Source organism: Streptomyces sannanensis (genome assembly GCF_039536205.1).
Classification (GTDB): Bacteria; Actinomycetota; Actinomycetes; order Streptomycetales; family Streptomycetaceae; genus Streptomyces; species Streptomyces sannanensis.
In genome coordinates this window covers 2217864-2244681 of the sequence record NZ_BAAAYL010000001.1, presented here as the reverse complement: position 1 = coordinate 2244681, position 26818 = coordinate 2217864, and the positions used below count along the sequence as shown (strand labels likewise).

The following is a 26818-nucleotide window of genomic DNA, read 5'->3' as shown; positions in this document are numbered from 1 at the left end:
CGGAAAACCCTCTTGGAGCGAGCGGTGATCAACAAGACCCTGAAGATGGCCCACGTTGTCCGCAACGAGAACCAGCCTCGCGAATACTTCGACGAGGACGCCCTTCGGGAGCTCGCCGCCTCCATCCAGCAGTACGGCCTCATGCAGCCCGTCGTCGTCCGCAAGCTCGAGACCAATCGCTACGAGCTCGTCGCCGGCGAACGCCGCTGGCGCGCCCACCAGTTGATCGACGCCATCACCATCGAGGCCCGCATCGTCGACGAGGCCGATGACCTCAAGGCCTTCAAGCGGTCCATGTCGGAGAACGTCAACCGTGCCGACATGCTCCCGCTCGAAGAAGCCCGCGGCTACCAGCGCATCCTCGATGAGGAGGAAGATGCCACCGAAGAGACCGTCGCCGCCGACTTCGGCAAGACCGTCCAGTACATCCGGCTCCGCCTCGCCCTGCTCAACCTCACCGACGAGGTCGCCGAGCAGGTCAACGCGGGCAACATCGGCACCCAGGCGGCCGTCCAGATCTCCCGGCTCACCCCCGGCAACCAGCGCGCCGTCCTCGCCAAGTGGACTCGGGGCGACTTCCATGGCGACAACGAACTGGTGCACTTCGCCTACGCCCTCAAGCAGCAGCAGAATCAAGAGGTCCTGCTGATCGTCGAGGACATGAGTCCGGAGGAGCGCGCGGAGCGCGCCCGCACCCAGACTGCAACGAAGAACACCCTCGACGGCATCGAGCGCATCTGTGGCCTCCTTGAGCGGATCGTCAAGGCCGACCCGGCAGAGCTCGCCCTCGCGCTGGAAGGCGAAGTCGGCTCTCGACTGGACCAGTTGGGACGTGTGGCCGACACCGTACAGAAGGCCCGCTTCAACCTCCGCCAGGCCAAGGCGCACGCCGAGGCCCGCGAGATCGTCGTCAACGAGCGGGCCATAGCCGCAGCCTGACCAACCATCGGCCGGGCGTCGCACGGCGCCCGGCCCCTTCAAGGGAGAACACCGTGACCGATCCCCAGCTCACCTGGCTGGACGTACCTCCGAGTGCCTACGGGCACATGCAGCCCCCGCAGCAAGACGCCCTGTTCCCGGAGCCTGACCCGTGTGGAACGCCGCTTCTCGAGGTCGACTCAGGCACCGAAAGATAGATCAGAACAGTCAAGCGTGCTACTGTCCACCTCAGTTGATCGGATTCAGCTGAGCTCGATCAAGCCGTGGAATGCGGCACCCCTCCGGTGTCTGGCGGGTGGACGAATCCCCCGCGCCCTGCCCGCCAGACGCCGGCCCCGCCCGATGCGGAGCACCGAGGGCAGCACCCGCATCCGGCCGACCCGCCCCGCGTCCGTCAGCGGCGGCGGGTCGGCCATTCACGGAAGGAAACCCACCTGTGCAGTACGAGACTTCCAGCGCCGTCGACCCCGAGCTGTACCGACAGCTCCTCGAAGAGCGGTACGGGCCCCTCAACAAGCTCCTCGCCGAGCAGCGCAGGCGCACCCCGCCCTACAGGCCCAGGCGGACTGGTCAGCCCAGACAGCTGACGCCCACCCCGCCTGACGAGGCCGCACGTCACTACGTCCAGCTCGCCGACGCCATCGGCGCGCCTTACCGCAACCACCAGGAGACCCACGCAGCATGACCACCACGACCGCCACCAAGCCGGACGACGACACCTCCCCGCGGCGCATCCCGCCGGTACCCGGCGCCGAGTGGTGCGACGGCTGCAACAGCTGGTGCATGCCCACCGGCATATGCGGATGCAACAACAGGTGACCTACCAACCGGCGTTGCGCACCGCGCTCTACCTGACGGCCGCCGCCCTCGCGGCGGCCTTCACCATCCTCCTGTGGATCCTCTTCGTTCTCGACGCCTTCGAGCTCTACCTCGGCGCCCTGCTGATCCTCATCAGCCCACTCCCAGCCGCCGCGACGCTGGCCCGCTGGGACAACCGGCGCTCCCGCGCCTGACCGGCACCACACCCTCTTGGAGAAGCTCATGACCAGCCGCACGGACACGCCGCCGCGCCGCCATGCCGACGGCACCACCTACCGGATCAAGCGCCCCTGCAACGGCTGCGGGCAGAAACTCCGCGACGCCAACGAGGCCGAGATCCTCGCCGTCGTCGAAGGCCGCACCCTCCCCGACGTCCGCCACGAATGCCCCAACTGCCGCTCGCAGGAGACGCGATGAAAACCGCTCGCATCGTCGGCGCCGGCCTACCGTTGCTCTACTTCGTTGCCCTGCTCGCACTGCCCTGGGTCCTCGCTGCTGACGGGCGCCGCCACACAGCCGGCACTGTCGCGAAGGACGAGGCAGCCCTTGAACACGGCGCCCTCCTGCAAGGCTGGCACGACGTCGGAGAGGACCATGCAGCATGACCACGCCGCTCACCCCCGAGCAGCTCCTCCACCTCATCGACCGAGCCCGCCGCGGCGCACTCCTACCCGAGGAAGCCGACCTGCTGGCCAAAGAGGCGCGTCAGATGGCGGCCGAGCGTGAACGCCTGACCGAGGCCCTGAACAAGCAGCACATGGAACTCCTCCGGACGCGTACCGCACTCGAGACGTATCAGTGCGTCCGCGGCTGGTCGTCCCACCGGCACGACCGCGCCACGGCCGCCGAGCTTCGCAACCCGGGCTCGGAGTCTCGGTGCAGCTCGTGGCGCATCCACCGCTTCCGGATCGTTCGGTGCTCCTGGCCAGCCCCTCACGCCACCACGTTGAAGTGGCACTGCCACGAGCCATCCGGAATGGTGTGGCGGACAAGCCACCGCATATGAACCCGTCGCATCGGTCAGCGTGTTGACCGCCTGGCCGATAGCGTCGAACCACAACCCCATACACAAGCGGGCCCCAAGCCTGGAGATAGCAGCTCCGGCCGGGGCCCTGACCGATGAGGAGAGTGCACTCCCCATGGCTGAGCCGAACCCTACCCGCACCCAGAAGCAACCCACGCCGGCCCCCGGTACACGGGTGAGCGTCCGCGTCGACAAGACCCTGTCCGACGACCTCGGGGTGATCCTGCACAGCGGCTGCACCACGTCCGACGCCGTACGCCACGCCGTCGGACTGCTCGCCGCGATCTACTACAGCGAGTGGGCGACCAGCCCCCGCCCTGACGGCACTCCGCCGCTGCTGTCCGACGTGGTGAAGAAACACAGCAACCCCGACGACCAGCAGGTATGACACGCCCCGGACACGGCGTCCGCCATCGGAACCAGATGGCGGACGCCGTGTCAGACACAACACGCTGCAATCATCTACGCTGTCGGACGGGCGCGGGGGCGCACCGCACGGAGGCACAGGGCGTGTCCGACAGCACTACCCGTATCCCGCCGTCCCTCGCTGATTTGGCCGTTCCGATCGGCGACCTCACCCCGTACCACCGCAACCCCCGCACCGGCGACCTCGCCGCGATCTGCGAGTCGCTCAACACCAACGGCCAGTACCGGGCCATCGTTGTCAACCGCGGCACTCTCACCAGCCGACCGAACGAGATCCTGGCCGGCAACCACACCTTCAAGTCCGCACTCGAACTCGGCTGGGACCAGATCGCAGTCACCTGGGTCGACGTCGATGACGAAGCCGCCGCCCGCATCGTCGTCGTCGACAACCGCACCTCCGACCTCGCCGGGTACGACACCGCGCTGCTCGCCGACATCCTCGCCGAACTCCCCGACCTCGACGGCACCGGCTACGACCAGGACGCCCTCGACGCACTCCTCGACGACGGCGACCTGCCTGACCTCCTCGACCTCCCGTCCGACGGCGCGGGCACCGGCGAGAAGGCCACCGTCGACTACCTCCAGTGGGGCTACCTCCAGTGGTCCTCCACCCGCGTACGGATCACCGCCGAAGAGGTCGAAGCCCTCGGTCAGATCCACGCCAAGTTCGTGGAGGAGACCAACGGCGACATCGGCTTCGGCTGGCACCTCATGCAGCTCGCCCACAAGGAGGCCGCAGCATGAGCGCCCCCACCGTCACCTTCCACGAGGCCTTCCCGCTGAAGAACCTGCGCCCCGCCGACTACAACCCGCGCCACCTGTCCGCCGAATCGTTCGAACGGCTGAAGGACTCCATCGGCAGGCACGGCATCGTCAAGCCGGTCATCCTCAACCGCGACGGCACTCTCGTGGCCGGCCACCAGCGGACCAAGGGCATGACCGCCCTCGGTCTCACGCATACGCCCGCAGTCATGCTCGGCTCCAAGGTCCGGCTGCAGGACGAGATCAAGTTCAACCTCCTCCACAACAAGGTGGAGACCGAGGCCAGCGTCGTCTACGCGGACCCGGGCGAGATCGGCACCTGGTCCTACATCCCGTGGCAGTCCATCCGCGTCACCGACCGTCGCAACGCCGCGTTCATCAACGCGATCGGCCAGATGTGCGCCGCGCACGGCCCGTGGGGCTCGGTGGTCATCGACGACCAAGGCCGCATCGTCCTCAACGCGGAGTACGCGGTCGTCGCCGCCGCGCACCGCTTCAACCTCCTCGCCTGGACCATCCCCACCCCGGACGCCGGCCAGCTCGTCACCGACCTCACCGGCGAGTACGGCGTCTACGACTGGTCCGCTCTCGAGGACCAGGCCCCCGTCTACAACCAGCACATCGTCCAGCCCAAGCGGCTCCGCCAGCGCAGCTCCAAGGCCAAGACCGGCCTCACCTACGGCTCCGAGACCTGGGACCGGCTCGTCCTACCCTGGCTGAAACCCGAGCAGCGCGTCATCGACTTCGGCGCCGGCCACGGCGACTACGCCAAGATGCTCCGCGGCAAGGGCTACGCCGTCCTTGACTACGAGCCGTACCGCACCGCGCCCGGCAAGTACGCCGTCGACATCCGCGCCGTCGTCGGCATGATCCGCGACATCAACCGCAGCCTCACGGCCCACGGCCTGTTCGACGTTGTTGTCCTCGACTCTGTCATCAACGCCACCACATCCCTCGACTACCAGCACTGGGTACTGACCACCGTCAACGCACTCTGCGCACCGGATGGTGTCGTGTGCATCGGCACCCGCAACCTCCTGAAAGAAACCAGGGCCGAGACCGCGAAGTCCGCCACCTCCGGCACCGGCGCAACTGGCATGGCGTTCCTTGACGGCCACAACGTCGAAATGAACTTCGTCCAGGGCAAGTGGCAGAAGCTGCGCTTCCACAGCGCCGACACCCTCATGACGCTGCTGACGTCCTACTTCAAGGACGTGCAGATCAGCGACGTGTCCGACTCCAACCTCAAGGCCGTCTGCCGCCGCCCCCTCGCCCTCGACCAGTCTGACTACGAGCGGGCATTCGACGAGGAATTCAATATGCCGTATCCCGATGAATACCGGCACGGCAAACATCGTGAATTGGTGACCAATTTGATAGAATTGGTCACGCGGAGAAATATCGAAAACTAGCGAAATTGGGGGGCGGAAATGAGTGGCTCAATAGCCGTCACAATTACAGCCGCGGCCAGATATCAAATCATGTGGCTCGCTGGCGTCAGGCACGTCGACCTCACCCAGCACTGCCTGAAGACCTTCGGCCGGCCAGACCGCCCACCAGTCAACCCACGGGCCCGCGTCCAGACCGTGCACCTGCCCCCCGAGAACCCGCCGTACGCCTGGTACCTCTGCGCACTGCCCATCCCGTGGAACTGGTCAGCCAACGGCCACCTCGCCTTTGAGCCTGCGGTTGGCCACACCTGGGAAGGGCCGGCGCTCGTGGGTGGTCTTACCGTACGGCTCACCGGTGCTCGCCCCATCCACGGATGGGGCGAGCACTCCATCCCCGCCGACGCACCCCTACGACACTCCAGCCGTTACCGCACCTGCCGAAACTGGCAGTTCGCCCACTGGCTCAAGCAGAACAGGCACGTACCCGATACGCCCTTCACCGCCCCACCGCGGCGTGACCATCCAGATGGCCAGATGAGACTTCTATAGCGAGAGGGGCCGGGTTCACCTGGCCGCCAGATTAGCGATCGCGGTCGGCGTCCTCCTCGTCCTCCTCGTCGCCCTCTCGGTCATGGTCACGCCGCAGCAGGTCGCGCAGCCGTTGGATTACCGCGATCCAAGCGGCGATGAAATGCTCAACGTCGCTGGCCAACTTTGTTCCCATCACGCACACCAGGCTGATGAACCCGATAAACGCGAGTGCCCACAGAGTGGGACCGTCCACCGATGCACCTCTCGAAATACGGGCGGCAGCCGCCCAGATCCGAGACGATCAGGCAGCAAGCGCGCAAGAACTGGAAGAAACCGGCAAACCTGCCGGCCCTCCCGGCGCGCGAGGCACAAGCGGAGAAGCGAGCCGTATCACGCCACAAGGAGACGATTCGTGGGGTGGTGGATGCGCTCCAAAGACGAAAACGTGAGAGCCGAACAGCTCGACCAGCAACCCCAGGGTGATGAGCCACAGCTGTTCGACTTCGATGGCAGCCTCGGCCATCTCGTCCATCGATGGAAGCGCCGTCCCCCAGTTGGGAGATGCCTCGGCGCAGATGACGGCGGATGTGATCGCTGGACGGTGGGTCGCCTCTTCAGCTGACGCGAGCAGCCGACGTGCCAGGTCAGCGACGGCAACTTGCCTCTGAGTCTTCCCCAGAGACTCCCTGAGGCGCTTGACCCGAAGGAACGTCCAAAGCAGCGTGCGCGACTTGCCCGACCCCAGCGACATGACGAGGTCGAACGTCGGCGATGCCTTGCCTACATCATGGAGCCCGACAGACAGCCTCATATTGTCGGCATTAGGGCGGATCGTCCGCAGCCGCTCGTCCAGCTCCACGAGCCGGGTGCCGACCATGCCCCGCTTACGCCCACGCAGCCAGAGCATGGGGTCGGCGGTTTCCGTCATGTGGCGCAGTGTAGTCCGTCGCCCCATCTGTGAGGGCGCGTCTCGCCTGATCCGCCAAGTGGGATCATGGACTTGGCGCGGGGGCGCACCGCACGGAGGAGTCCGCGGATGGCCCGCCCCACCAAGGCACAGCGCGCAGCCATCGCCAAGCGCCGCGCCGACGCCATTGACCTGCGTCTTGCCGGCGTCGACTGGCTCACCATCGCCCGCAAGCTCGCCGCCGACCCCTCCATCAACTCCGACCGGGCCGCCTACCCCCAGGGCTACGGCTGCGAGCGATACGCCAAGGGCCAAGAACCACCCACCGACGACGCTCTGATCCGCGCGGCCTGCAAGGACGTCCGCGAGGCTCTCAGCGAGCGCCGCGCCGTACTCAACGAAGAAGTTGAAGAGCTGCGCTCCGTGGAAGCCGAGCGCCTCGACCGCCTCTGGTTCGTCGCCTACAAACAGGCAGTCCGCGACGGGAACCTCGCCGCCATCGACCGCGCCCTGCGGATCATGGAGCGCCGCGCCAAGCTCCTCGGCCTCGACCAGCCAGCCCGCACCGAAGTCACTGGCGCCGAGGGCGGTCCGCTCCAGATCGAGACCGCGGACCTGGCCGAGCTGGAAGCCCTGATCGCGATCACGGAGAACGCCGCCCGTGGCAGCGAATGACCTCCAGCGCCTCGAAGAAATCCTGGCCTTCTACCGCACCCAGCCCAACGACGTACGCCGCGCCCTCGCTCAGCGCGCCACCCCGCGCATGCGTGCCCGCCTCCTCGACGTCGAGCGGCAGATCGCCATGGACCGCTCCCCGGGCGCACTCGCCGCCGTACTCACCGACCGCCGCGAAATGCAGGCCCGCCACCTCCACATGGTCGACCAAGCATGGATCGACATGGCCGAGGGCCGCGAAGACCGCGTCATGCTGTCCATGCCGCCCCGACATGGCAAATCGCGCCGCGCATCCCGATGGGGGCCGCTCTGGTTCCTGCGGAAGTACCCCGAGCGGCGCGTCATCATCGGCTCGTACTCCGCCGACCTCGCCGACGAACATGGTGCCTGGATCCGAGACGCCATCGCCACCTGGGGCGACTTCCTCGGCATCCACCTCAACCCCGGCTCCAAGGCACGCAACCGCTTTGACATCGCCGGCCACGAGGGAGGCTTCGTCTCCGCTGGTATCGGCGGCGGCCTCACCGGCAAGGGCGCCACGATCGCGATCGTCGACGACCCGGTCAAAGACATGGCCGACGCCGACTCGCCGACGATCCGCAAGAAGACCTGGGACTGGTGGCAGTCCGTACTCCAGACCCGACTCGAACCCGACGGCGCCGTTTGCGTCATCCAGACCCGCTGGCACGAGGACGACCTCTCCGGCCGCATCCTCGCTGAAGCCGAGGCCAACGAATGGCGTGTCATCGAGCTACCCGCCATCGCCGACAGCCCTAACGACATCCTCGGCCGCAAGATCGGCGAACCCCTCTGGCCCGAACGCTTCGGTGCCGACCACCACGCCAAGACCCGCAAGCGTGTAGGAGAACGCGTCTGGGCCGCGCTCTACCAGCAAAAGCCCCGCCCGCCCGAGGGGGGAGTCTGGCAGCGCGCTTGGATCGACCACCACCGCACCTCGGTCGTGGCGTTCGGCGGACTCGACATGGCCCGCATCGTCGTCGCCGTCGACCCCGCCGGCGGAGAATCAGCGGTCGGTGATGAGACGGGCGTCGTCGCGGCAGCCCGCGGCTACGACGGACACCTGTACGTCCTCGATGACCGCTCCGCCAGCATGGGCGCCAACGACTGGGGCGTCACCGCCTGCCGCCTCGCCCTCGAACTCCGTGCCGACGCCATCGTCGTGGAGTCCAACTACGGCGGAGACATGGCCAAGCAGATCGTCCGCCAGGCCTGGGAGCAGCTCCAGCGCCAGGGCATCACCGCCGGACTCCTCATGCCCATGGTCCTCGAGGTCACCGCCAAGGTCGGCAAACGCCTCCGCGCCGAGCCCATCGCCCAGCTCTACGAGCAGGGCCTCGTCCACCACGTCGGCACCTACCCCAAGCTCGAAGACCAGATGGTCACCTGGGTCGCCGGCATGGACAGCCCCGACCGCATGGACGCCGCCGTACACGCCCTGACCGAACTTGCCGACCCCGACCAGCTCGACACCGGCCTCCACACCGGCGCAGACCACCGCCTCCACGGACGCCGCTGAGGTTCGTAATGGCCCCAGTAGCAATACGGCTTCCGCCGCTGGCAATGCCGCATGATGGCATTGGGAATGTCGCATTTGGAATGTCGCATGCGGCAGACAAAGTTGAGCGTGGAGAGCTACATTGGCAATGACGTCAACGCACTAACCAGTGCGTTGGGTTGGGCCCGACCGCCAGCCTGGCAGCATCGACGGTCGGACCCAGGGTGCACGGCCTCGGCCGGTCAGAGGTGGTCCCAGACCCAGAGTGCAATCTGGATCAGCAGGGCCCAGAGTCTCAAGCGGCCGGGGCCACCTCCACCCCCCTCAGGGGGCTTTCGATGACTCCCCATCGCGTCCTCCCATCACTCAGGCCCTGCGCCCCCGAATAGGACACAGCGACCTGAGCAGTAGAAGGCGCCGCTCGTGCGGAACCGACTGTACGCCGTGGCGCGCGAACTCGGGGAGGCTTGTGGATAGTTGGCGTCTTGTGGATAACGGTGACTGATACTGTCCGCCCTCATGGGGAGACAGGGGAGATGGGCCATCAGCAGCACTGCCGTGGTGCTGGCCATCGCAGGGGGGATCACCGCTTGGCTCGTCGGCTCCAGCGGCAACGAGCGGACAGTGCAGGAGCAGGCCCAGCGCCAGACTGACGTGGTGATCCAGGCTCATCGCGCGGGGGAGAGGTACGGCCGGCTGCTACGAGACAAGAACCTGAAGCGCGGGTTGGCGCCGATGGCCGCAGTGCCGGACGAGGACCAGTGTCGGGAGAAGTGGGACTCGGCAGGGCTCGCAGAGGAGTACGGGGAGAAGAACGAGTACCAGTTCGTGGGCGCTTGTACGTCGGTGCCGTGGCAGGACTGAGCTGGGGCGTGCGTCAGCCGGCCAACCCTGAGACCGCTCCGCGCCCGGAACTGGGCCACGATACCTGTGCCACCCTGTGTGGGAGTGGCCAAGGCTTCCCTGTGCCGACGTGATTGTGACTCAACTCGGTTACCGTTGGCCGGATCTCATGGCAACCTCGCACCACATGCGCCAAGATCCCCGCCATGGTGAACCCGAGCCACGAGACCGAACTTCGGCTCGTCTTCTATAGATGCCGCCTCGGCCGCAGCGAACTTGACCGCATCTTCAACCAGGCGCCCGATGGCATCCCTGCTGCATCGGTGTCGGTCTCAACCCAGCGAGAAAGCACCAGGTACAGCGCCGGCGCTCTTGCCGACCTCATTGACTCCATTCGAAACGCCAACGCGCCTGGCAACCTTGACATCTGGGACAACGTGACCCTGGAAGCCGCAGACCCGGCGGGCGACCGCAAAGTCACTGTCGCCATAGATACAGAACGAGTCGAGGTTCAAGTCTCAGGTCGCGACGCCACCTGGGCCCACGGGCAGGCGGCACGCCTTGAGCTCCTCCTCGAAGGAGCAGGCGGGCAGAAGCAGGGCAAGATGGTGCTGAGGAGCCGGAAATATTGGGCCCAGTTGATTGCCGCGATGGCAAGTTTTACTGGGGCGATGCTGCTCGGCAGCTACATCGGTAGCCCAGAAACGTTCCTGGCAGACCAAACACGTGAGAAGACGCTTGCGAGCCTCGGGAGTATCGCGGGCATGCTTGCCTGGTTGCTCGTCGCCACGCTGACGGTTGCGATCATCAGACGTGCCAACCGCGCGCTCCTCCTTCCCACCGCCGAAGTACCGCAGGGTTCTTGGTGGCACCGAGCCAGCCATGCCGACAGGATTGCTCTCGGGAGCCTCATCGTGGCGACTCTCGCGTTGGTCGTGGCGGCCGTCACCCTCGGCAAGGAGCTCACTGGCGACACCGGAGAACCGCCGGCCAAGAAGACGACCGCCGCGGTAGTCGACGATGCTGCAGTCGTCGCATGGTTGGTTTGAGCAGGTCGCGGATCTGCTTGTGTTTTCGCCCCTGGACACACCCGGTGCCGCCAGACACTGGAGGTTCGGAGTGCTTAGCGTTGCGTCCTGAACGTCTACGCTGAACTCGTATGGGCGCGGGGCCTGTCGAGGAGGCCCCCGTGCGTCTGCGTGATCTGGTCATCGATGCGTGGTCCTGGCTGAACTACAAGCCGGCCATGGCTCAGCCGAGCCGCCCGGGCGGCAACACCTTCGCAGAGGTCACTGGTTCGTGGGTGCCCGACGAAGACTTGCGGCGCCTCGCCTCGTACAAGCTCACCGCCGCGTACGACCTGAACCAGGCCGGGCAACTGGCCGCGGCCACGAGCAGCGATGAAGGGCACGCCGACCGGCGCGAGCTCGGCGACGCCTCCAAGCTGATCGACACGGCTCTCGGCTACCTGCTCGGCTCGGAGCAGACCATCACCGTGCCCGGAGCCGAGCACGCCGACGACGACAACCCTCCTGAGGGCGCCGCGGCCGCAGCCGAGTTGCAGGAGCAGCTGCGCGGCTGGGCGGAGAAGGAGCTGCTGGCGCTGCGCATGCAGCAGGCCGAGCGTGTGGCCGTACGGTCCGGTGATGCTGTGTACACCTTGGCGTGGGAGCCGTCGAAGGGCCGGCCGATCCTCCGTACTTACGATCCCGGGTTCTTCTTCCCCGAGTGGGGAGAGGACGGAGAGCAGGACGGCGCCGAGTTCCCGCGGCGCATTCACCTCGCATGGGAACTCCCCGAGGACCGGGCGAAGGGCACCAAGGTTAGGGTGCGGCGCATCACCTGGGAACTGGGGCCGATTGGCGCCGCCACGAAGCCCGGCACCAACAAGGACGGCCACCCGGTCCGGGAGTGGATCTACGGTGCGGACGGCGACCCGGTGCTGATCGTCGGCGACAAGCTTGACGCCGACACCGGTGCCGTCACCCGCGCCTACCCGTGGGCGCCCAGTCGGCCGTCCGGGATTACCTGCTACCTGTCGGACGCCGAGTGGCTCCTCGACGACCTCAAGGCCGGGCACGACGTGTACAACCTGCCGCCCGACAAGGCCGCCTACCGCGTTCGCTCCGATGGAGAAGTCCTCGACCGGCTCGACCTCATGTGCGACTTCATCCCGGTCATCCACGTGACCAACAGCATCCCCGACGCAGGGGAGCACTGGGGCCAGCCCATCCTCGCCCACGTCATGCAGGCCCTGGACGAACTCGCCGCGACCGACACCGACGCCGCCGGAGCCTCAGCGACCACCGGTACACCGATCATCAGCCTCGCCGGGGCCCGTCTCCCGGTGAACCGCGCCACCGGCCAGCCCGAGCCGGTACAGGTCAGCGCCGGCCAGGTGTGGCAGCTCGCCGACGGCGGCCGCATGGACGCACTCGACACCAGTAACCAGCTTGCCGAGCTCCGAGCCCGCACGGACCACCTGCTCGACCGCATCGCCGGAAACTCCCGACTCACCTCCGCCGGACTCGGCACCCTCGACCCCACCGCCCTGCCGTCCGGCTACGCCCTCGCCCTGGCCCTCGGGCCGCTGGACTCCCTCGTCGCCTCCATGCGGCTCGCGAGAGCCCACAAGTACACGGTGCTCCTGCGCATGGTGTGCCGCCTCCACCAGGCTGGTGCCGCGTGGCCGGTCGGGGAGACCCTGCCCGCCCGCATCGTGTTCGGCCCGCACACCCCCACCGACCGGGCCGCGATCCTCGAGGAAGTCGTCAAGGCCTACGGCGCCGGCGTCATGTCACTGGAGACCGCTGTACGGATGCTCATGGACGCCGGATATCCGATAGAAGACGCCACCGAGGAGATCGAGCGCATCCAAGCCAGGGCATTCGACGCCGCGGTCCGCCTCGCTGACGCCACCGGCGACAACGCGGCCGTACGCGAGTACCTGGGGCTGCCAGAGGCCGACCCCGATATTCCGCCGGTACCGGTCCTGCCTGGACCTCGGAGCCCCGCGGGTGGCAGCGACCCTGAACCGGAGCAGTAGCTGAAGGCATCTATGGATACGTGGCTTCGTCCATGAGAATGACAGCACTTTGACACTGATTTGGGAGGCGCGAGGCCCCCAGGAACGGGGCGGGATGTCCAAGGGTTTCGGCAGCACCCTGCCTTCATCGCGGGCCGACTGGGTTGTTCACGCCCGCCGGACCATTCCTACCTCTGTTTCGTCCGCCAAGAGACACATAAGCGGAGCCGCTACCCCATGAGCACACCACCAGCGCCTGTTCTCTCGGCGCCTTCCTGGCCGCACTGCGCGCAGGGCGCAGATCCCGACACCGACCCCGTCGGCTGCCGCGGCATCCACGTCCCTGGCCACACCGCATGCCTCGCCCACCTGGAGGACACCGACCGCGACGCTTACCTGGCCGGCCTCACCCCCGGTAGCGACGTCGACCAACGCGGCACCCCCTTCACCGCACGGCTCCTTCAAGCCCTCCTCCAAGCCCTCCACGACCCCGCCACCGGAAACCCCCACCTCGGCACCGCGCGGTTCCGCGAGGCGCAGTTCTCTGGCGAGGCATGGTTTGGCGGGGCGCAGTTCTCCGGCACCGCCCGTTTCGACCAAGCGCAGTTCTCAGGCGACGCCTGGTTCGACGCGGCAGAGTTCTCCGGCGACGCCTGGTTTGGCGGGGCGCAGTTCTCCGGCAACGCCGGGTTCGACGAGGCGCAGTTCTCCCGCAACGCGCGGTTTGGCGGGGCACAGTTCTCCGGCACCGCCGGGTTCGACGAGGCGCAGTTCTCCGGCAACGCCTGGTTTGGCGGGGCGCAGTTCTCCGGCACCGCGTGGTTCGACGAGGCGCAGTTCTCCGGTGACGCGTGGTTCAACGCGGCGCAGTTCTCCGGCGACGCGCTTTTTGGCGGGGCGCAGTTCTCCGGCGCCGCGCGGTTTGGCAGGGCGCAGTTCTCCGGCGACGCCTGGTTCGACGCGGCAGAGTTCTCCGGCAACGCCTGGTTTGGCGGGGCGCAGTTCTCCGGCACCGCCCGTTTCGACCAAGCGCAGTTCTCCGGTGACGCGTGGTTCAACGCGGCGCAGTTCTCCGGCGACGCCGGGTTCACCAGGGCACGGTTTGCGGTGACGACGCAGTTCGGGCCGGTGGTGTGTGCGAAGGAGATTGATTTGTCCGCTGCGGTGTTCGAGCTGCCGGTGACGCTGGAGATTGCGGCAAGTGCGTTGCGCTGCGAGAGGACTCGGTGGGAGTCGACGGCGACCCTGCGCCTGCGCTATGCCACAACGGACCTCAGCCACGCAGTGCTCTCCTTCCCCGTGGCGGTCACCGCCCACCCCGCCCCCTTCACACCCGGCAGCACCGTGCTGGACGAGAGCCTGCTGACAGACCACCCCACCGGGGTGCGGATAGCCTCGGCCCAGGGCGTGGACGCCGCACACCTGGTCCTGACGGACACCGACCTGACTGACTGCCTGTTCTCCGGCGCCTTCCACCTCGACCAGCTCCGCCTGGAAGGCCGCTGCACTTTCGCCCCCACCCCCACCGGCCTCCGCCGCCGCCACTTCATATGGCCCTGCTGGTGGACCCGCCGGCGCACCCTGGCCGAGGAACACCACTGGCGCGCGCAGAGCGTCGGCCAGCCCGCCCCGCCCCCGGGCCTGGAACCCTCACCCCGGCACTGGCGCACCGGACCGCACCACCCCGACCCCGGTCTCACCCCTGACCCGGAGGACGTGGCCGCGCTCTACCGGCAGCTACGCAAGGCCTTCGAGGACGGCAAGAACGAGCCCGGCGCCGCCGACTTCTACTACGGCGAGATGGAGATGCGCCGCCACGACCGCACCGGTACCTCGCGCAGTGAGCGCGGCCTGCTGTGGGGCTACTGGCTGCTCTCCGGCTACGGCCTGCGCTCCTCCCGTGCGCTCGCCTGGCTGCTTACCGCCATGTCCCTGACTGTGCTGCTCCTCATGGGCTTCGGTCTGCCCACTCATGACCCCGATCCCGCCACTACCGGAACTCTCACTCACGGCAGGATCGCCCTCAAGACCAAAGCCCCCGACCCCGCCTTGAATGGCGGTTGGCATCAGCGCATGACCTGGAAGCGCGCCGAGAAGGCGACCCGCGTCGCCGTCAATTCGGTGGTCTTCCGCTCCTCGGGCCAGAACCTCACCACTGCCGGTACCTATATCGAGATGGCCTCTCGGCTCCTCGAACCCACTCTGCTCGCCCTGGCCGTCCTTGCCGTACGCGGACGCATCAAACGCTGACCACGAAGGCCCCCGTGTGTGGTGAGGGTTCGACATTCCACCCCACACGGAGGCCCTCGCCATGATTAATACCCACGAAGGTCAACAACGCTCGTGATCGATACACCTAGTCGATCCCGAGTGCTGTGTCTGGTCGGCAGATCGGGCAGGCATCCACGCCGTCTGCCAGCATCACGCGCGCGCGGTGGATGTCGATGGCGACGCTCTTCCCGTCCATGTGGCAGTCGCCCTTGTGTACGCGGCCGGGAAGGGGGCCATCGCTGGTACGCATCTGCTCTACTTTCCACTCCGCCGAGGTCGTATCGATCGGCCGGGTCGCTGCTGGCGCCGCCGCGGCGGTCGGCTGGCCTGCGGCTCGGGGCTCCGTTGCGGCCAGGCGGTGTCGGACAGCGGCTAGCTGTAGCTCCAGGTACATGCCGATGGTCTGGTTCTCGGCGAGCTGCCGCTGGAGGTGTGCCTCGATGATGCGCATGCGCGCAGGATCAGGCGGCAGCATTTCGGACACATATTCGAGTATAGGTTTGTTTCGGCACTCTGGGCCGGTCAGGGGTGGCCTCGGCCAGCGACGTACGATCCGGACGTGGACATTCCTGACAGTCTGATCGAACTGAAGCGCGCTGCCGAGGACGGGCGGGCCAAGCTCACCGGCCTCGTCGGCGACGCGCACGCCGCGCAGTGGACGGCCTGGTACGAGGCGACCGTCGCGGTGCAGGCTGCGATCACTGCGCACGCCAAGGAAGCGGGCGTGAACCGCTACGAGCTGGAGCGTGCTGTGAAGGCTGCCGTACTTCACCCTGCACCCGCAGCCACGGACGAGTGATCCCAGGGCCTGGAGGCGAACCGCCGCAGTAGCTTCCTCGTCATGCCGATCATGACGCACAACGATGAGTCCCGGCCCGGCCTGATTCAGGTGGAGATCAATGGTGCCGACGAGGAGACCGTGCTGCGGGCGGCGCAGCAGATCGCCGGCCTGTGGCTGTCGTCCGGCCCAGGCCGGGTACGACGAGTACCCGGCGAGGACGGCGTACGAGTCACAGTCTGGGCCGACACGCATCGCACTCGCGAAGAGGGCGGCCTCGACATCGACATGCCGCACCCCGCCGAGCCTGGGGACAAGGCGGGGTGGGGTGAGCAGTCCACCAGCAGCCAGCAGGGTGGATTGGGACTTGATCAACGTTAGCCGCCGAGTACACGATCTGCCCTGTCGCTCAGTCCGCCGCCCCGGCCAGTGGGCGACGAGAGGCTGAACTAACTGCTTTCTGCCTGACCGGCGTAGCTGCGAGGATCACCGTCATGCGACTGAAGCCTGGTGTCACCCTTGACCGCGCCGAGGACGAGCTGCGGAAGGCCGTCATGGCCTTCGAGAATGCTCAGAGTAGCCAGCCGTACGAAACGCTGTGGGATGGCTACCTGAGGGCATTCGATCAGGTGCTGCGTGGGCTGGAGCAGACGTTCGCCGATCCGGACCTAGCGGGCGGTCTGATGTCGCCGGCGTTTTGGAATCTGTTCCAGGTGGGCGGGATTGGTCCAGCTGCCAACCGAATAGTCCTCGGTGAGGTCGAAGCGCAGCTGCGCGTCTTGCGGGAGGCTGAGCAGGACTTGGCGGAGTTGAAGGCGCTTGCCGAGCGGCCCGGCGTGCCGGTGGTGGTCGATACGAATGTGCTACTGCGCTGGGACCAGCCGGATCACATCAACTGGCGGACGATCCTGAAGGACGACGGGGCGAACGATCCGCAGACGCGGCTCGTGGTACCGCTGGTCGTGCTGGATGAGCTGGATCGGCAGAAGTACGGGGACGGGGTGCTGGCTCGGCGTGCGGCAACAGCGATCCGGTACCTGGACAAGGCCTTGGCGAACGGCAACGCAGGCGCCACAGTCCGGGTGAAGGACGGGGTGACGCTGGAGGTTGGCGGGCTGGCCATGCGTCGCTCGACGAAGGACGTGGACATGCAGATCCTGCTCTGCGCGGCCGACTTGGACCAGCTGAACCCACACGCCGGAACACGGGTGTTGACCGGGGACATCGGTATGCGCCTGCGGGCCGCACAGATGGGCCTGCGGACATTTCAGCTGCCGGAGAATCACCGTAAGCCCGGTACGGCGATGAGCGACGCCCCGTCGGCTGGGTAGGACTCAGCGGGCCAGGCCGTGGCTAGACTGATCGTCGGCGCGGGGGCGTTGAAGACCCAAGGGGTTTCCGCATGGCGCGCCGTACGCTTCCTGACCCGCTCGTGCCGCTCGGCTACCGCCGTGACGGCCGGCCGATCTATCCGATCCTCGGTGCCGATGGCCGGGACCCGTCGAACGACCCGTCGAATCAGCCGCCCGCCCCGGCGCGGACGTTCACCCAGGACGAGGTGTCGCAGCTGCTCGCCCGCGAGAAGCAGCAGGGCGGCCGGTCCGCGGTGAAGGAGCTGCTGGAGCAGCTGGGCTTTGACAAGGCCGACGACCTCTCCGCGTACCTGCAGCAGCAGCGGGACGCCGAGAAGGCGTCGCTGTCGGAGGTGGAGCGCCGCGAGAAGGAGGCGAACGATCGGCTGGCCGCGGCCGCGGCCCGCGAGGCTGCGGCGGCCGCGGCGGAGAGGTCCGCGCAACGCCGAGTCGCGCTGGTGGCGCTCGGTGCGACTGGCGATGATCTCGCCGACGCGGAACGCCTGCTCGCCGTTCCGGACGACGCCGACAGCCAGGCCCTCGCCGAAGCCGCGCAGCAGCTCACGGAGCGGCGCCCGGAACTGTTCGGCGGGCAGCGGCAGACCGCATCGCCCCCGGCGCCGGGCGGCTCCCCGGCCGGCGGCCCGCCGCCGCGCGGATCCAACACGCCAAAGCAGGGCAGCGCCGGGCTTGACATGGCCCGACGCCGCGGGTACATCTCGGACTGATCAACTTCGCTCCCACCGGCGGGACATGGCCGGACAGGGGACCACGCCCCTCCCAACTCCGTGGACGGCGCCACCGCTTGGTGAGCGCGCGGATACCGCCATCGCGTCCACGAGGGAGGGGCTTTGTCCATTCAGCCCATCACCACGTCGTCGTCGTACACCGCGAACCGCTCGTGGCTCGCGTCGTTGCACGGCACCGACTCCACCGACACCATCACGCTCGACATGTCCACGCTCACCGCGGGCACCCACTACATCGCCAGCACCGAGAGCACCCAGCCGTATTCGCGGGTCCTGTCCGGCATACCGGTCGGCAAGATCACCGCGTCTGGCCTGTACGGCCTGTACGCCACCGGCGCGACCGACGGCCGTCAGGACCTGGCTGGCTTCATCTTTGCCGAGGCTTTGTTCGCGCCCGGCCAGGCGAAGGTTCCGGCCGCGCTGCTCTGGCACGGCTCTGTGATCACCGCGAAGCTGCCGGTCGCCGTCACCCCCGTTGCCCCGTCCGCCACCTGCCAGATCCGATTTGTGTAAGGAGGGTGGCAGCAGATGACCATCCAGGACCTCATCAAGGGCGTCTCGACGCACGACCTCACGACCTTTGCCCGCACCATCCCCACCCCGGCGGACTTTCTGCTCACCAGCACGGTGTTCCCCACGCTTGTCTCCCGCGACGTGAAGTGGAAGCTCAAGGACGCTGGCCGCTACGTGAACACCGCCAAGTACCGCGCCTATGACGCGAGCGTGCCGTTCGCGACCCGCGAGGCGTGGCAGAACACCCGCGAGGGCATGCTCCCGGCCCTCGGCCAGAAGCTCGTCGTCGGCGAGCAGGAGCAGGTGCTGCTTGAGCAGTCCCACGGCGCCGACCAGGACCGCCTCATAGAGCTGCTCTACGACGACGTCGAGCGCCACGTCGAAGCGATCCGTTCCCGCCTGGAGCTTGCCGCCGGCGACGTCCTCCTCGACGGCAAGTTCACCCTGACCAACGAGAACAACCTCACCACCGAGGTCGACTGGGGCGTACCGGCCGGAAACATGCCGACCGCCGCGAAGCTCTGGTCCGACCCGACGTCGGACCCCATCGCGGACGAACTGGCCTGGATCCAGTACCTCGACGACCTTGGCGCGCCCGAGCCCGCGATGGTCCTCACCTCCCGCAAGGCCTTCTCCTACCTGGCGAAGAACAACGCCTACCGGGCCGCCTACTACGGCAGCGTGAACCCGTCCACCACGCCGACCGCAACGCTCACCCCGCAGCAGGTCAACGTGGTGCGCGGCAACTATGGCCTCCCGGAGATCACCTTCTACAAGGCGCAGGTCCGAGTCGACGGCGTGTCCACCAAGGTCCTGCCGGAGGACCGCTGGATCATGCTGCCGCCCGACCGGCAGAAGTGGGGCCAGACCATGTTCGGCGTCACCGCTGAGGCGCTGGTGCTGTCCCGTGGCACCAACCCCGAGATCGTCCGCGAGGAGGCGCCCGGCATCGTGATCACCCGCGGCGTTCGGGACGACCCGGTGCAGATCTGGACCAAGGGCGCCGCGGTTGGCATGCCCGTCCTCCACACGCCGGACGCCCACATCGTGGCGAAGGTGCTGTGATGGGGCGCCGTCTGGCCGCCGCCGTGCACCTGGATCATCCGGTCACCCGCGAGCGGATCGTGCTGCAGCCCGGCGACGAGCCGGAGTCCGAGGTGGCCGAGCTGATCACCCACCCCGACGCGTGGGAGGCGGATGTTCCGCCGGTGGCGGATCCGGATCTGGGCGACGAGGAACCGGAGGCGCCGACGCTGGACCATTCCGGCCTGGATGACGAGCAGCCCGAGGCCCTGACCTACGAGGAGGCCGAGGCTGACTCGGAGCCGGAGCCGGAGCCGGAGCCGGAGCCGGAGCCGGAGCCTGCCAGGCCGGCCCGCCGCCGCACCAAGAAGGCCAGCGAGACCGAGTAGCCCAGCCCCTGGCCCGGCTCGGCACCCGCACGGGTGCCGCGCCGGGCCGCATCTGGAAGGAAGCCTGCTGTGCCCCCTGCCGTCCTTGCCTGGCTGCTGGCGCAGCTCGGCCCGTCCACCAACACCAGCGACCTGGAGGCCCGGTACACGCGGCTCGGCAAGGCACGAGCGGTGGCCGCCGAGGTGCTCGCCGAGCGCCGCGCTAAGCTCCTCGCCGACCCGCTGCGCATCACCGTCAACGGGGTCGTCACCCTCGACCAGGCGCAGAACCTCGCAGGCATCGAACGTCAGATCGCTGATCTCGCCGACACCCCCGCGCCGGACGACGTAGCTCAGGGCGCCGCGATGCCCGAGGCGATCGTGTCGCACCTGACGCCGGCCCGGTCGACGAGGTGAGGGGCAGATGCCGTACGAGTGGCCGCCGCTGACGCCCGGCGACCCGGACGAGGTGGCGCGCCGCGTCGCCCGCGTACTGGAGGATGCCTGGCAGCGGCTCGCCGACAAGCAGACCACGGTCATCGCGAGCATCGTCGCCCGCTGGCGGCTGCCGTACGTGCTGGCCACGTTGGAGGAGTTCAAAGCCGCGATCGCCGATTTTCGCGGCCGTGTGGATGCGGAGGCACGGGCGTTCGTACAACGCCAGCTGCCGCACCTCTACCAGCAGGGGGCGCAGCGCGCCGCCGCGGCGGTCGGACAGCAGTTCACCTGGACGCAGGCCCACGTCGACGCGCTCCAGTCCCTCGCCTCCGACTCGTACGAGGATTTCCTCCGGCGCTCCCAGGAGGCCGAGCGGATGGCGGAACGCTGGTACCGGACGGTCAGAGCTGCGGCACGTGCGGAGGTGCCGCAGCTCGCCGCTGGAAACACCACCGCCAGGCAGGCCGCCAAAGCTCTCGCCGACAAACTGGCTGGCCAGAGCCTGACCCACGTCGTGTACCGCCACGGTGCCCGCGTACCTGTACGCGCGTGGGCGGAGACTGCCACCCTGGCGAAGAGCGCCGTTGCCTACAACGCGGGCACCCTCAACCGCGCCAGGGAGGCCGGCGTCGGAGTGGTCGAGGTCTTCGACGGTGCCGACTGTGGATGGACCAGTCACCAGGATCCCGACAAGGCAGCACGGACATTGCGCAGCGTCGACGAAGCTGCGGAGTGGCCGATCTCCCACCCGCGGTGCCGGCGGGCTTTTGGCCCACGACCGGACGTTGTTCGGCCCTAGAGGCGTGGTGGCGTGGGTCACAATTTGTCCGAATGGGGGCGCACCTGACGGATGCCTGGAGGACCATTTCAGACGGTGCGGTATTGCCGGGTCCTGTCCTGCCGCGCCACAGTCGCGATCTTGGGCTGTTCGTCGAGATAAGTCTGCTTGAGGAGGGGCAGCAGGGGCGACAGGAGCTGGGGAACCAATTATGTTGGCCGACTCGTAGGAGTCGAGCCTTGGGGTGAAGCCGTGTGCTAGGAGGCGCGGCCGACCAGTGCAAGAGGGTCGAACCCGACAGCTCACCTTGCAGGCACATCAGGTGAGGACTGCTGACAACGCGGTCCGGTTGATCGCTGAATCATGGCGGTCTGGTTCCTGATGTCGTCATGCGACAAGCCAGACCGCCTTCCCCGGGGAGGAAAGGTCGCGGTGAGCGTAAGGGAACGCAAGATCGTCTACACAGTGGTTGCCGCTCTTATCTCAAGCTGTGTGGGCCTCGTAGCAGCCATGCTCAAGCTAAGCGAAGGGGCGGCCTTCGCTGACTGCCTCGTCGCTGCGGGTGTTGGCTTCGCAGGTTCCATGGCGGTCTGCCTGCCAGTGCTCATGTTCTTGCTCGCCTAGCTGGCGTGTGCTGGTTGGCGGCGAGGCCGCGGTCTGGCTCTGCCTGTTACTCGGCCACTCGCCGCCAGCCAGAACGACTGCTCATTGCAAGTAGGTGCGCTGCCACTCAGCGATCGACATGGTCAGCGCGGCCTTGGCAAGAGCCTGGGCAGACGGAGTCTTCAGCTTGGCGCGGGTGCTGTCGACCCACTCCTGCGCGGCCGGGTATCCCTGCTGCAGGTACTCCAGCCCTTGGATCGTGCACTCCAGCCTGTCGGCGTCGTGGGCGACCAGGACTTCGAGGGACTCGCCGTTCTCGTATTCCTCGATGATCTTCTGGATGCCAGCGGCAACCTTGGGGTGAGCGTCGGCGACCTGGTCGGCGGTGACGGCCTCGTTGTTGGCGGCGGTCAGGTAGCGGCGACCGATCCATGGGATGTCGCCGACGCGGGTTTCCTGCGTGTCGTGAAAGGTGCACAGCAGTGCCACTCTCGCTGGGTCGGCGCCTTCCATCATTGCAAGGACGGAGCCGATGACTGCGGTGCGCCAAGAGTGCTCGGCGATCGTCTCTGGGTCCTTGACGCCGGCGATCCACCAGCCGCTGCGCTTGCCGCGCTTGAGGGCACCCATCTCCAGCAGGTACCCAACGGTTCCTTCGTCCATGGCAGTGTTGTCGGCGTCCGTCATGCCGTCCCCTCCTGGCCGTGATCAGGTATGCAAGGTCAGACCGTAGTGCACTTCCTCCAGCTCGCGCCTGGTCTGTGCGGAGATCGTGCTGCTGTCCAGGAGGGTAGTGACGCGCTCGTCGAGTACGCGATTGAGATTCGGGTCGGCGGCCAGCAGGCCACGGCGCGCTGCGAGGAGCGACCACACGGTGTGTGCGTTCAGGTCGATGCAGGCGAGGTTCGGGGCGAGGCGGTCGGTGAGGCGCCGGAGTAGCGCGAGGCCGTCCCATGCGGTGTGGGACTGCTCGACCATGAAGGTGTCATTGGCGTGGGTGGTGAGGTCGACGCCGAGCCAGTTCGCCCAGTAGTTGAGGTTGGCGATCTCGCCGGTTTCGTCGCCCATGCCCTGCCTGATGAACGCGTGCAGGGGATCGGGGTCGCCGTGCCGGGTGAGGGATGCGGCGACAGATCGGGTGTCGGCCCAATGCGGGGTCCACTGGCCGGCGCGTGGAGGGCGGCTGCGTCGTCTCATGTCGGCGAGCCAGTCCCGAGTGTCTGCTGCATCGTCGTAGGAGCACACGTACAGAGCTTGGCGGCGCAGCAAAGCTCCGGACTCTCCTGCATGGTCGCCGAGTTCGGCGGCGCGGCGCATGTGATCGTAGAAGGCGCGCAGCTCGGTGTGAGGGAGAAGCGGTGAGGCAGGGGACGGGCCGCGGCGACGGGGGAGTTCGGCGGAGGGTAGAGCTTCGGGTGGGGTGCCGGTCAGCGCCCAGGCGAGCATGTGCGTGGTGCTGCGGGTGAACACCCAGTTAGCCAGGGGGTGCGAGGCGATGTCCTGCGCTGGAGGGCCAGCTAGGGCATGGGCGATGACAGTATCGGCGTCCATTGCCTCGTTGAGCAGGGCAAGCATGTGTGATGACGCGCCCAGGCGCAGCAACGTTCTGGATACCGTGCGCAGCTTCCCGGCCTGGGTGGCGGTGAGAGGACGTCGCCCTGACTCCCAGCCCTGGATGGTCGCCTTGTCCACGCTGAGTGCCTCGGCAAGCTCTTGTTGAGTGCGGGGGATGCGCTCGCGGATCACCTTGAAGAGGTGGCCGGTGACCGTGCCTTCGCGCGGCCGCACAGCAGGGCTGCTGCCAGTCAGCGTTGCGAGGGCGGGCCTGTCGCTGTGAGCGGCCATTTCGCCTCCCCGTGGCGTTGGTGGCCTGTCCTTACTCGTACCCGCAGTCCGTCGCCTCCGCACCTTATGCGGCATAGCGTCATGGGTAATCCGGCACACGGGCAGAGCCGTTGAGGTGCAGATTCTAGGGCTAGTCCGCCATTCCCCGGGCAGACCAGGCTAATTGGCATATGCCCGTGTGCTGGTGACCTCTTGGAGAAGCTGACCTCAGGAGTCCCGATGGACGCTAGGAGATCTGAGCGGCAGGCAGTTGACTCAGCGATCGCCGGTCAGCGGGTTGTGCTGTACACGATCGCCATCGATTCGGGCGTCGCGGCGGCAACCCTGAACTCGCTGCGGAAGTTTGCTGAATCGCTGGGGTGCGATGTTGCTGCCGAGCTGTACGACATGGTGCCGGTGGGCACCCCGCGCAGCACCCGCACCGGCTGGCTGGCGATTGAGCAGTACATCGTCGACGGCAAGGTGCAAGGCGTGATCGCGACCACCGAAACAGAGATTGCCTTCTACCGGGCAGATCGCACTGCCCTGCGTTCTTGGCTGCTCTGCAACAAGGCGCTGGCGTGCTACCTGCTTTCCGAGCACGGGCCTCGCTCTGAGGGTGGTGTCCGCGCGTGAAGACCGAATCCACAGCTTTCCCGGAACTCGTGGCCGTCGTGGAGCCGCGCGAACGGCCCAAGATGCCGGCCAGGTCACAGATGTCGCTGGGGCTTGTCGGCGAGTTATCTGAGGTGCCACGGGTCCGCAGGGAGCTCCGGGCGATCCTTTACGCGTGGCGCGTCCCCCGAGCCATTGACGACGCGATGCTCGTAGCAGGTGAACTCATTGCCAATGCCGTGGTGCACGCCGGTGGGCGCGACATCGAGCTCGTCGCCTCATACGGCGGAGGCCTGCTTCTCATCGAGGTACGCGATTTCAGCGAGAAGCCGCCCCGCCCTGTGGCCGATCCGGGCGAGGCGACAGGCGGCCGCGGCCTGGCCTTGGTTCACGCCCTGACCTCTGACTGGGGGTGGACCATTCTCGCCGGCGGGGCCAAGTGCACCTGGGCTCTTCTCGCAGTGCGAGGAGCGACCGCGTGAATGACATCGGGCGGTGAACGCCACCTACGAGCTCACTCCCACTCTGGTCCTGCCTCATCCCGCGGGCGCCAGCCGGTAGGCAGCACGGCTCGTTACGGGGGCGCCCTGCGCCAGGACACCCCGCCGTATCGCGCACATCACCCGTAAGGGGCTCTTGTTCGGATAGCCGCGTGACCCGCGATGGTCCCGAGGCTGGGCGAGCACGCCCCTCAGCCCTCTCGCACCCGCTTGAGAAGGACGAGGAGGAGATCGGATGGACTTCCGAAAGCTGCACGGAGCCGGGAACGACTTCATCCTGCTCACTGGCCCCGCCGGGGTCCTGGGAAAGGACTGGTCGCATGATGCCCGCGACCTGTGTGCCCGGCGGACCGGCATCGGCGCGGACGGCCTGGTCGTCAGTGCCCTGATCGGCTCCGCCCCGCCCGTACTCGGGGTCACCTGCTACAACGCCGACGGATCGATCGCCACCATGTGCGGCAATGCCTTGCGATGCGCCGCATGGTGCGCGGCCAGCGACCACCACTTCAGGGACATGACCCTGGTGATGGCCGGCGTGGAGCACCAGGGGCTCGTGCACGGGCAGAGCGTAGAGGTGACGGCCGAGGTCGGCGCGGTCGAGATGCGGCGCGTTCAGGCTGTGTGGAACCACCGGCCGTTCTGGTTCGACTCCGCGCACACCGGCACTGAGCATGTCGTCGCTGTCGTCGATGACGTGGACGGACTCGACGCGGAAGCCTTTGGCCGCATCGTTCGCCACCACGACCGGCTCGCACCGCTTGGCACGAACGTCAACTTCGTCCAGTCGGTCGGTCGGCAGGAGCTGAAGATCCGCACCTACGAGCGGGGCGTCGAGGCCGAAACCCTGTCATGCGGCAGCGGAGCCGTTGCTGCCGTCGTCATCGCCGCGCATCGGGGCCTGGTCGGCGCTGCCCCGGTCACCGTGCACAACAAGGCCGGCACACCCCTCACTGTCCGTCCCCACACCGATCGCCCACGGGCCTTCTGGGTTGGTGGGCCCGTCACCCACTCGTTCGAAGGAGTGATCGCATGACCGTCTTCCTCGACTCCCATAACATCGCGGCGGTGCAGGAGTCCGTCGAGACACTTCGCACCTGGCAGCGGAGCCAGAAGGGACTGCACGTGGCCCTGGTCTACGGACCGGTGTCCGCAGAGGACCAGCTCTACGCCGCTAAGTGCCCGCCAGAGCAGATGTCGGTCACGGCACTGTCCGAGGCACTCACCGAGATCGGCGCGCGGTTCCAGATCCTCGATCCGTGCGAGCCGCAGTTCGTTCAGGAGCTGGCTTCGTACCAGGTGGCGCTGTCCAACCTGCACGGCCCGTTTGGGGAGGACGGCCGGCTGCAAGGGCTGCTGGACTACCTGCGCATGCCGTACTGCGGAAGCGGTGTGGCTGCTTCTGCAGTGGCCGCGGACAAGATCCGGTGTAAGCGGTTCATGGAGAGCCTGGGCATCCCCACGCCGCTGTGGCATGTGTGGTCCGCCAACCCGGTGGAGTGGCTGGGGTGGCCGGTGATGGTCAAACCGACCCTCGGCGGTTCCAGCGTGGGGATGAGTCTGGTGCACAACCCGGAAGAGCTGGCGGCAGCCCTTGGGGACGCCGCCCGTGTGGACGCCTCCCCCGTCTTAGTGGAGGAGTACCTGCCGGGAACGCCGGTGACGGTAGGCATGCTGGAACTGCCCAACGGCGTCCTGGTCTTCCCGCCCCTGGCCACGAACGTGCACTCCGGCGAGTTCTACGACGCGGAAGCGAAGCTGGACGCCGATTCCGTGGGTACCGTGTCGGTTACAAAGGCGGGTCTGACGGGGGACCTGCTATCCGCCGTGACCGGGTATGCCAAGACGCTCTGGGACGGCCTGGACTGTCACGGTGCGGCACGGGTGGATTTCATCGTCACCGACAGGGAGGCATACGCGCTGGAGGTGAACACGACGCCGGGCATGTCCCGAGACAGCAACTTCGTCGTCGGTGCGGCCCTGCATGGGCTCACACACACTGATGTCGTTGTGGCCATGCTCCACGAAGCCATGGCCCGGGCCCCGTACGATGTGCCTCTGCCCAGGCCCGTCTTCACTGGCCTCTTCTCCGAGCGGGAGGCCACTGCCTGAACGACCGGAGTGCTGCCATGTCCCGCGTCCACGATGTGC

At 67.4% G+C, this 26818-nt stretch carries 34 protein-coding genes and 1 riboswitch; of the genes, 29 read left to right on the top strand and 5 right to left on the bottom strand.

Translation table 11 applies throughout. From position 1 onward, the window contains the following. Positions 1–24 precede the first annotated feature (24 nt). The 10 genes from ABD858_RS10580 (at position 25) to ABD858_RS10535 (ending at position 5382) form a co-directional block, all read left to right on the top strand. Positions 25–939, top strand: coding sequence for a ParB/RepB/Spo0J family partition protein (locus tag ABD858_RS10580; RefSeq protein ID WP_345036052.1), 915 nt, complete (start codon positions 25–27; stop codon positions 937–939). A gap of 436 nt (positions 940–1375) precedes the next feature. Next, positions 1376–1624 (top strand): hypothetical protein, encoded by a 249-nt coding sequence (locus ABD858_RS10575; protein WP_345036051.1) that lies wholly within the window; start codon positions 1376–1378, stop codon positions 1622–1624. Then, positions 1621–1758, top strand: coding sequence for a hypothetical protein (locus ABD858_RS10570; protein WP_345036049.1), 138 nt, complete (start codon positions 1621–1623; stop codon positions 1756–1758). Before ABD858_RS10575 ends, ABD858_RS10570 begins: the two co-directional genes overlap by 4 nt. Next, entirely contained in the window at positions 1755–1952 is a 198-nt protein-coding gene (locus ABD858_RS10565; protein ID WP_345036048.1) for a hypothetical protein, read from the top strand. The genes ABD858_RS10570 and ABD858_RS10565 overlap by 4 nt, the downstream gene beginning before the upstream one ends. Before the next feature lie 28 nt (positions 1953–1980). Next, positions 1981–2175: a hypothetical protein gene (locus ABD858_RS10560; RefSeq protein WP_345036046.1), complete on the top strand. Its 195-nt coding sequence runs from the start codon at positions 1981–1983 to the stop codon at positions 2173–2175. Further along, entirely contained in the window at positions 2172–2363 is a 192-nt protein-coding gene (locus ABD858_RS10555) for a hypothetical protein (protein ID WP_345036045.1), read from the top strand. The genes ABD858_RS10560 and ABD858_RS10555 overlap by 4 nt, the downstream gene beginning before the upstream one ends. Then, positions 2360–2764: a hypothetical protein gene (locus ABD858_RS10550; protein WP_345036044.1), complete on the top strand. Its 405-nt coding sequence runs from the start codon at positions 2360–2362 to the stop codon at positions 2762–2764. The genes ABD858_RS10555 and ABD858_RS10550 overlap by 4 nt, the downstream gene beginning before the upstream one ends. Before the next feature lie 133 nt (positions 2765–2897). Further along, positions 2898–3170, top strand: coding sequence for a hypothetical protein (locus ABD858_RS10545; RefSeq protein WP_345036043.1), 273 nt, complete (start codon positions 2898–2900; stop codon positions 3168–3170). Positions 3171–3292: 122 nt separating this feature from the next. After that, on the top strand, positions 3293–3952 hold the full coding sequence (locus ABD858_RS10540) for a ParB N-terminal domain-containing protein (protein ID WP_345036041.1): 660 nt from the start codon (positions 3293–3295) through the stop codon (positions 3950–3952). Further along, the gene (locus ABD858_RS10535) at positions 3949–5382 is read left to right on the top strand and encodes a methyltransferase domain-containing protein (RefSeq protein WP_345036040.1); all 1434 of its coding nucleotides are present in this window, start codon (positions 3949–3951) and stop codon (positions 5380–5382) included. The genes ABD858_RS10540 and ABD858_RS10535 overlap by 4 nt, the downstream gene beginning before the upstream one ends. Positions 5383–5941: 559 nt before the next feature. On the opposite strand, the gene ABD858_RS10530 is transcribed toward ABD858_RS10535, so the two are convergent. Together ABD858_RS10530 and ABD858_RS10525 are read right to left on the bottom strand one after the other, a co-directional pair. Further along, a complete protein-coding gene (locus ABD858_RS10530; RefSeq protein ID WP_345036039.1) occupies positions 5942–6145 on the bottom strand; it encodes a hypothetical protein in 204 nt (67 codons plus the stop codon). A gap of 48 nt (positions 6146–6193) precedes the next feature. After that, a complete protein-coding gene (locus ABD858_RS10525) occupies positions 6194–6820 on the bottom strand; it encodes a hypothetical protein (RefSeq protein ID WP_345036037.1) in 627 nt (208 codons plus the stop codon). A gap of 108 nt (positions 6821–6928) precedes the next feature. Between ABD858_RS10525 and ABD858_RS10520 the strand changes: the two genes are divergently transcribed. The 6 genes from ABD858_RS10520 to ABD858_RS10495 all read left to right on the top strand — a co-directional run bounded on the left by ABD858_RS10520 (position 6929) and on the right by ABD858_RS10495 (position 15108). Then, a complete protein-coding gene (locus ABD858_RS10520; RefSeq protein ID WP_345036036.1) occupies positions 6929–7474 on the top strand; it encodes a hypothetical protein in 546 nt (181 codons plus the stop codon). Next, complete coding sequence (locus ABD858_RS10515) at positions 7461–9011, top strand: terminase large subunit domain-containing protein (RefSeq protein WP_345036035.1); 1551 nt, start codon at positions 7461–7463, stop codon at positions 9009–9011. Before ABD858_RS10520 ends, ABD858_RS10515 begins: the two co-directional genes overlap by 14 nt. Before the next feature lie 498 nt (positions 9012–9509). Further along, the gene (locus tag ABD858_RS10510) at positions 9510–9854 is read left to right on the top strand and encodes a hypothetical protein (protein ID WP_345036034.1); all 345 of its coding nucleotides are present in this window, start codon (positions 9510–9512) and stop codon (positions 9852–9854) included. Positions 9855–10039: 185 nt separating this feature from the next. After that, on the top strand, positions 10040–10882 hold the full coding sequence (locus ABD858_RS10505; RefSeq protein WP_345036033.1) for a hypothetical protein: 843 nt from the start codon (positions 10040–10042) through the stop codon (positions 10880–10882). A gap of 140 nt (positions 10883–11022) precedes the next feature. After that, entirely contained in the window at positions 11023–12879 is a 1857-nt protein-coding gene (locus ABD858_RS10500; RefSeq protein ID WP_345036031.1) for a phage portal protein, read from the top strand. Positions 12880–13095: 216 nt separating this feature from the next. Continuing rightward, entirely contained in the window at positions 13096–15108 is a 2013-nt protein-coding gene (locus ABD858_RS10495; RefSeq protein WP_345036030.1) for a pentapeptide repeat-containing protein, read from the top strand. A 106-nt stretch (positions 15109–15214) separates the two neighbouring features. Here ABD858_RS10495 and ABD858_RS10490 read toward each other — a convergent pair whose 3' ends face one another. After that, positions 15215–15604 carry a DUF6233 domain-containing protein gene (locus ABD858_RS10490; protein ID WP_345044419.1) on the bottom strand — a complete coding sequence of 130 codons (390 nt, stop codon included), beginning with the start codon at positions 15602–15604 and terminating at the stop codon, positions 15215–15217. Between the two features lie 84 nt (positions 15605–15688). Between ABD858_RS10490 and ABD858_RS10485 the strand changes: the two genes are divergently transcribed. The 9 genes from ABD858_RS10485 (at position 15689) to ABD858_RS10445 (ending at position 21149) form a co-directional block, all read left to right on the top strand. Beyond that, a complete protein-coding gene (locus ABD858_RS10485) occupies positions 15689–15928 on the top strand; it encodes a hypothetical protein (protein ID WP_345036029.1) in 240 nt (79 codons plus the stop codon). Positions 15929–15970: 42 nt separating this feature from the next. Then, positions 15971–16288 carry a DUF6207 family protein gene (locus ABD858_RS10480; RefSeq protein ID WP_345036028.1) on the top strand — a complete coding sequence of 106 codons (318 nt, stop codon included), beginning with the start codon at positions 15971–15973 and terminating at the stop codon, positions 16286–16288. A 113-nt stretch (positions 16289–16401) separates the two neighbouring features. Continuing rightward, the gene (locus tag ABD858_RS10475; RefSeq protein WP_345036027.1) at positions 16402–17238 is read left to right on the top strand and encodes a PIN domain-containing protein; all 837 of its coding nucleotides are present in this window, start codon (positions 16402–16404) and stop codon (positions 17236–17238) included. A gap of 71 nt (positions 17239–17309) precedes the next feature. Next, a complete protein-coding gene (locus ABD858_RS10470; RefSeq protein WP_345036026.1) occupies positions 17310–17987 on the top strand; it encodes a hypothetical protein in 678 nt (225 codons plus the stop codon). Positions 17988–18110: 123 nt separating this feature from the next. Next, positions 18111–18521 (top strand): head decoration protein, encoded by a 411-nt coding sequence (locus ABD858_RS10465; protein ID WP_345036025.1) that lies wholly within the window; start codon positions 18111–18113, stop codon positions 18519–18521. A gap of 15 nt (positions 18522–18536) precedes the next feature. Then, entirely contained in the window at positions 18537–19586 is a 1050-nt protein-coding gene (locus tag ABD858_RS10460; RefSeq protein ID WP_345036024.1) for a major capsid protein, read from the top strand. Next, complete coding sequence (locus tag ABD858_RS10455; RefSeq protein ID WP_345036022.1) at positions 19586–19933, top strand: hypothetical protein; 348 nt, start codon at positions 19586–19588, stop codon at positions 19931–19933. Before ABD858_RS10460 ends, ABD858_RS10455 begins: the two co-directional genes overlap by 1 nt. A 69-nt stretch (positions 19934–20002) precedes the next feature. After that, positions 20003–20329, top strand: a complete 327-nt coding sequence (locus ABD858_RS10450) for a hypothetical protein (protein ID WP_345036021.1) — start codon at positions 20003–20005, stop codon at positions 20327–20329. Positions 20330–20336: 7 nt separating this feature from the next. Further along, entirely contained in the window at positions 20337–21149 is an 813-nt protein-coding gene (locus ABD858_RS10445; RefSeq protein WP_345036020.1) for a phage minor capsid protein, read from the top strand. A 134-nt stretch (positions 21150–21283) separates the two neighbouring features. Next, positions 21284–21460, top strand: a riboswitch (cyclic di-AMP (ydaO/yuaA leader). A gap of 373 nt (positions 21461–21833) precedes the next feature. Here ABD858_RS10445 and ABD858_RS10440 read toward each other — a convergent pair. Further along, positions 21834–22418: an HD domain-containing protein gene (locus tag ABD858_RS10440; protein ID WP_345036019.1), complete on the bottom strand. Its 585-nt coding sequence runs from the start codon at positions 22416–22418 to the stop codon at positions 21834–21836. 21 nt (positions 22419–22439) lie between these two features. Next, complete coding sequence (locus tag ABD858_RS10435) at positions 22440–23519, bottom strand: helix-turn-helix domain-containing protein (protein ID WP_345036018.1); 1080 nt, start codon at positions 23517–23519, stop codon at positions 22440–22442. Positions 23520–23768: 249 nt separating this feature from the next. Here ABD858_RS10435 and ABD858_RS10430 point away from each other — a divergent pair, with 249 nt between their 5' ends. From ABD858_RS10430 to ABD858_RS10415, 4 genes are all read left to right on the top strand, one after another. After that, positions 23769–24191 (top strand): hypothetical protein, encoded by a 423-nt coding sequence (locus ABD858_RS10430; RefSeq protein ID WP_345036017.1) that lies wholly within the window; start codon positions 23769–23771, stop codon positions 24189–24191. Further along, entirely contained in the window at positions 24188–24652 is a 465-nt protein-coding gene (locus ABD858_RS10425; RefSeq protein ID WP_345036016.1) for an ATP-binding protein, read from the top strand. The genes ABD858_RS10430 and ABD858_RS10425 overlap by 4 nt, the downstream gene beginning before the upstream one ends. Before the next feature lie 253 nt (positions 24653–24905). Next, positions 24906–25703 (top strand): diaminopimelate epimerase, encoded by a 798-nt coding sequence (dapF, locus tag ABD858_RS10420; RefSeq protein WP_345036015.1) that lies wholly within the window; start codon positions 24906–24908, stop codon positions 25701–25703. After that, positions 25700–26779 (top strand): D-alanine--D-alanine ligase family protein, encoded by a 1080-nt coding sequence (locus tag ABD858_RS10415; RefSeq protein WP_345036014.1) that lies wholly within the window; start codon positions 25700–25702, stop codon positions 26777–26779. The genes dapF and ABD858_RS10415 overlap by 4 nt, the downstream gene beginning before the upstream one ends. Positions 26780–26818: the final 39 nt, after the last annotated feature.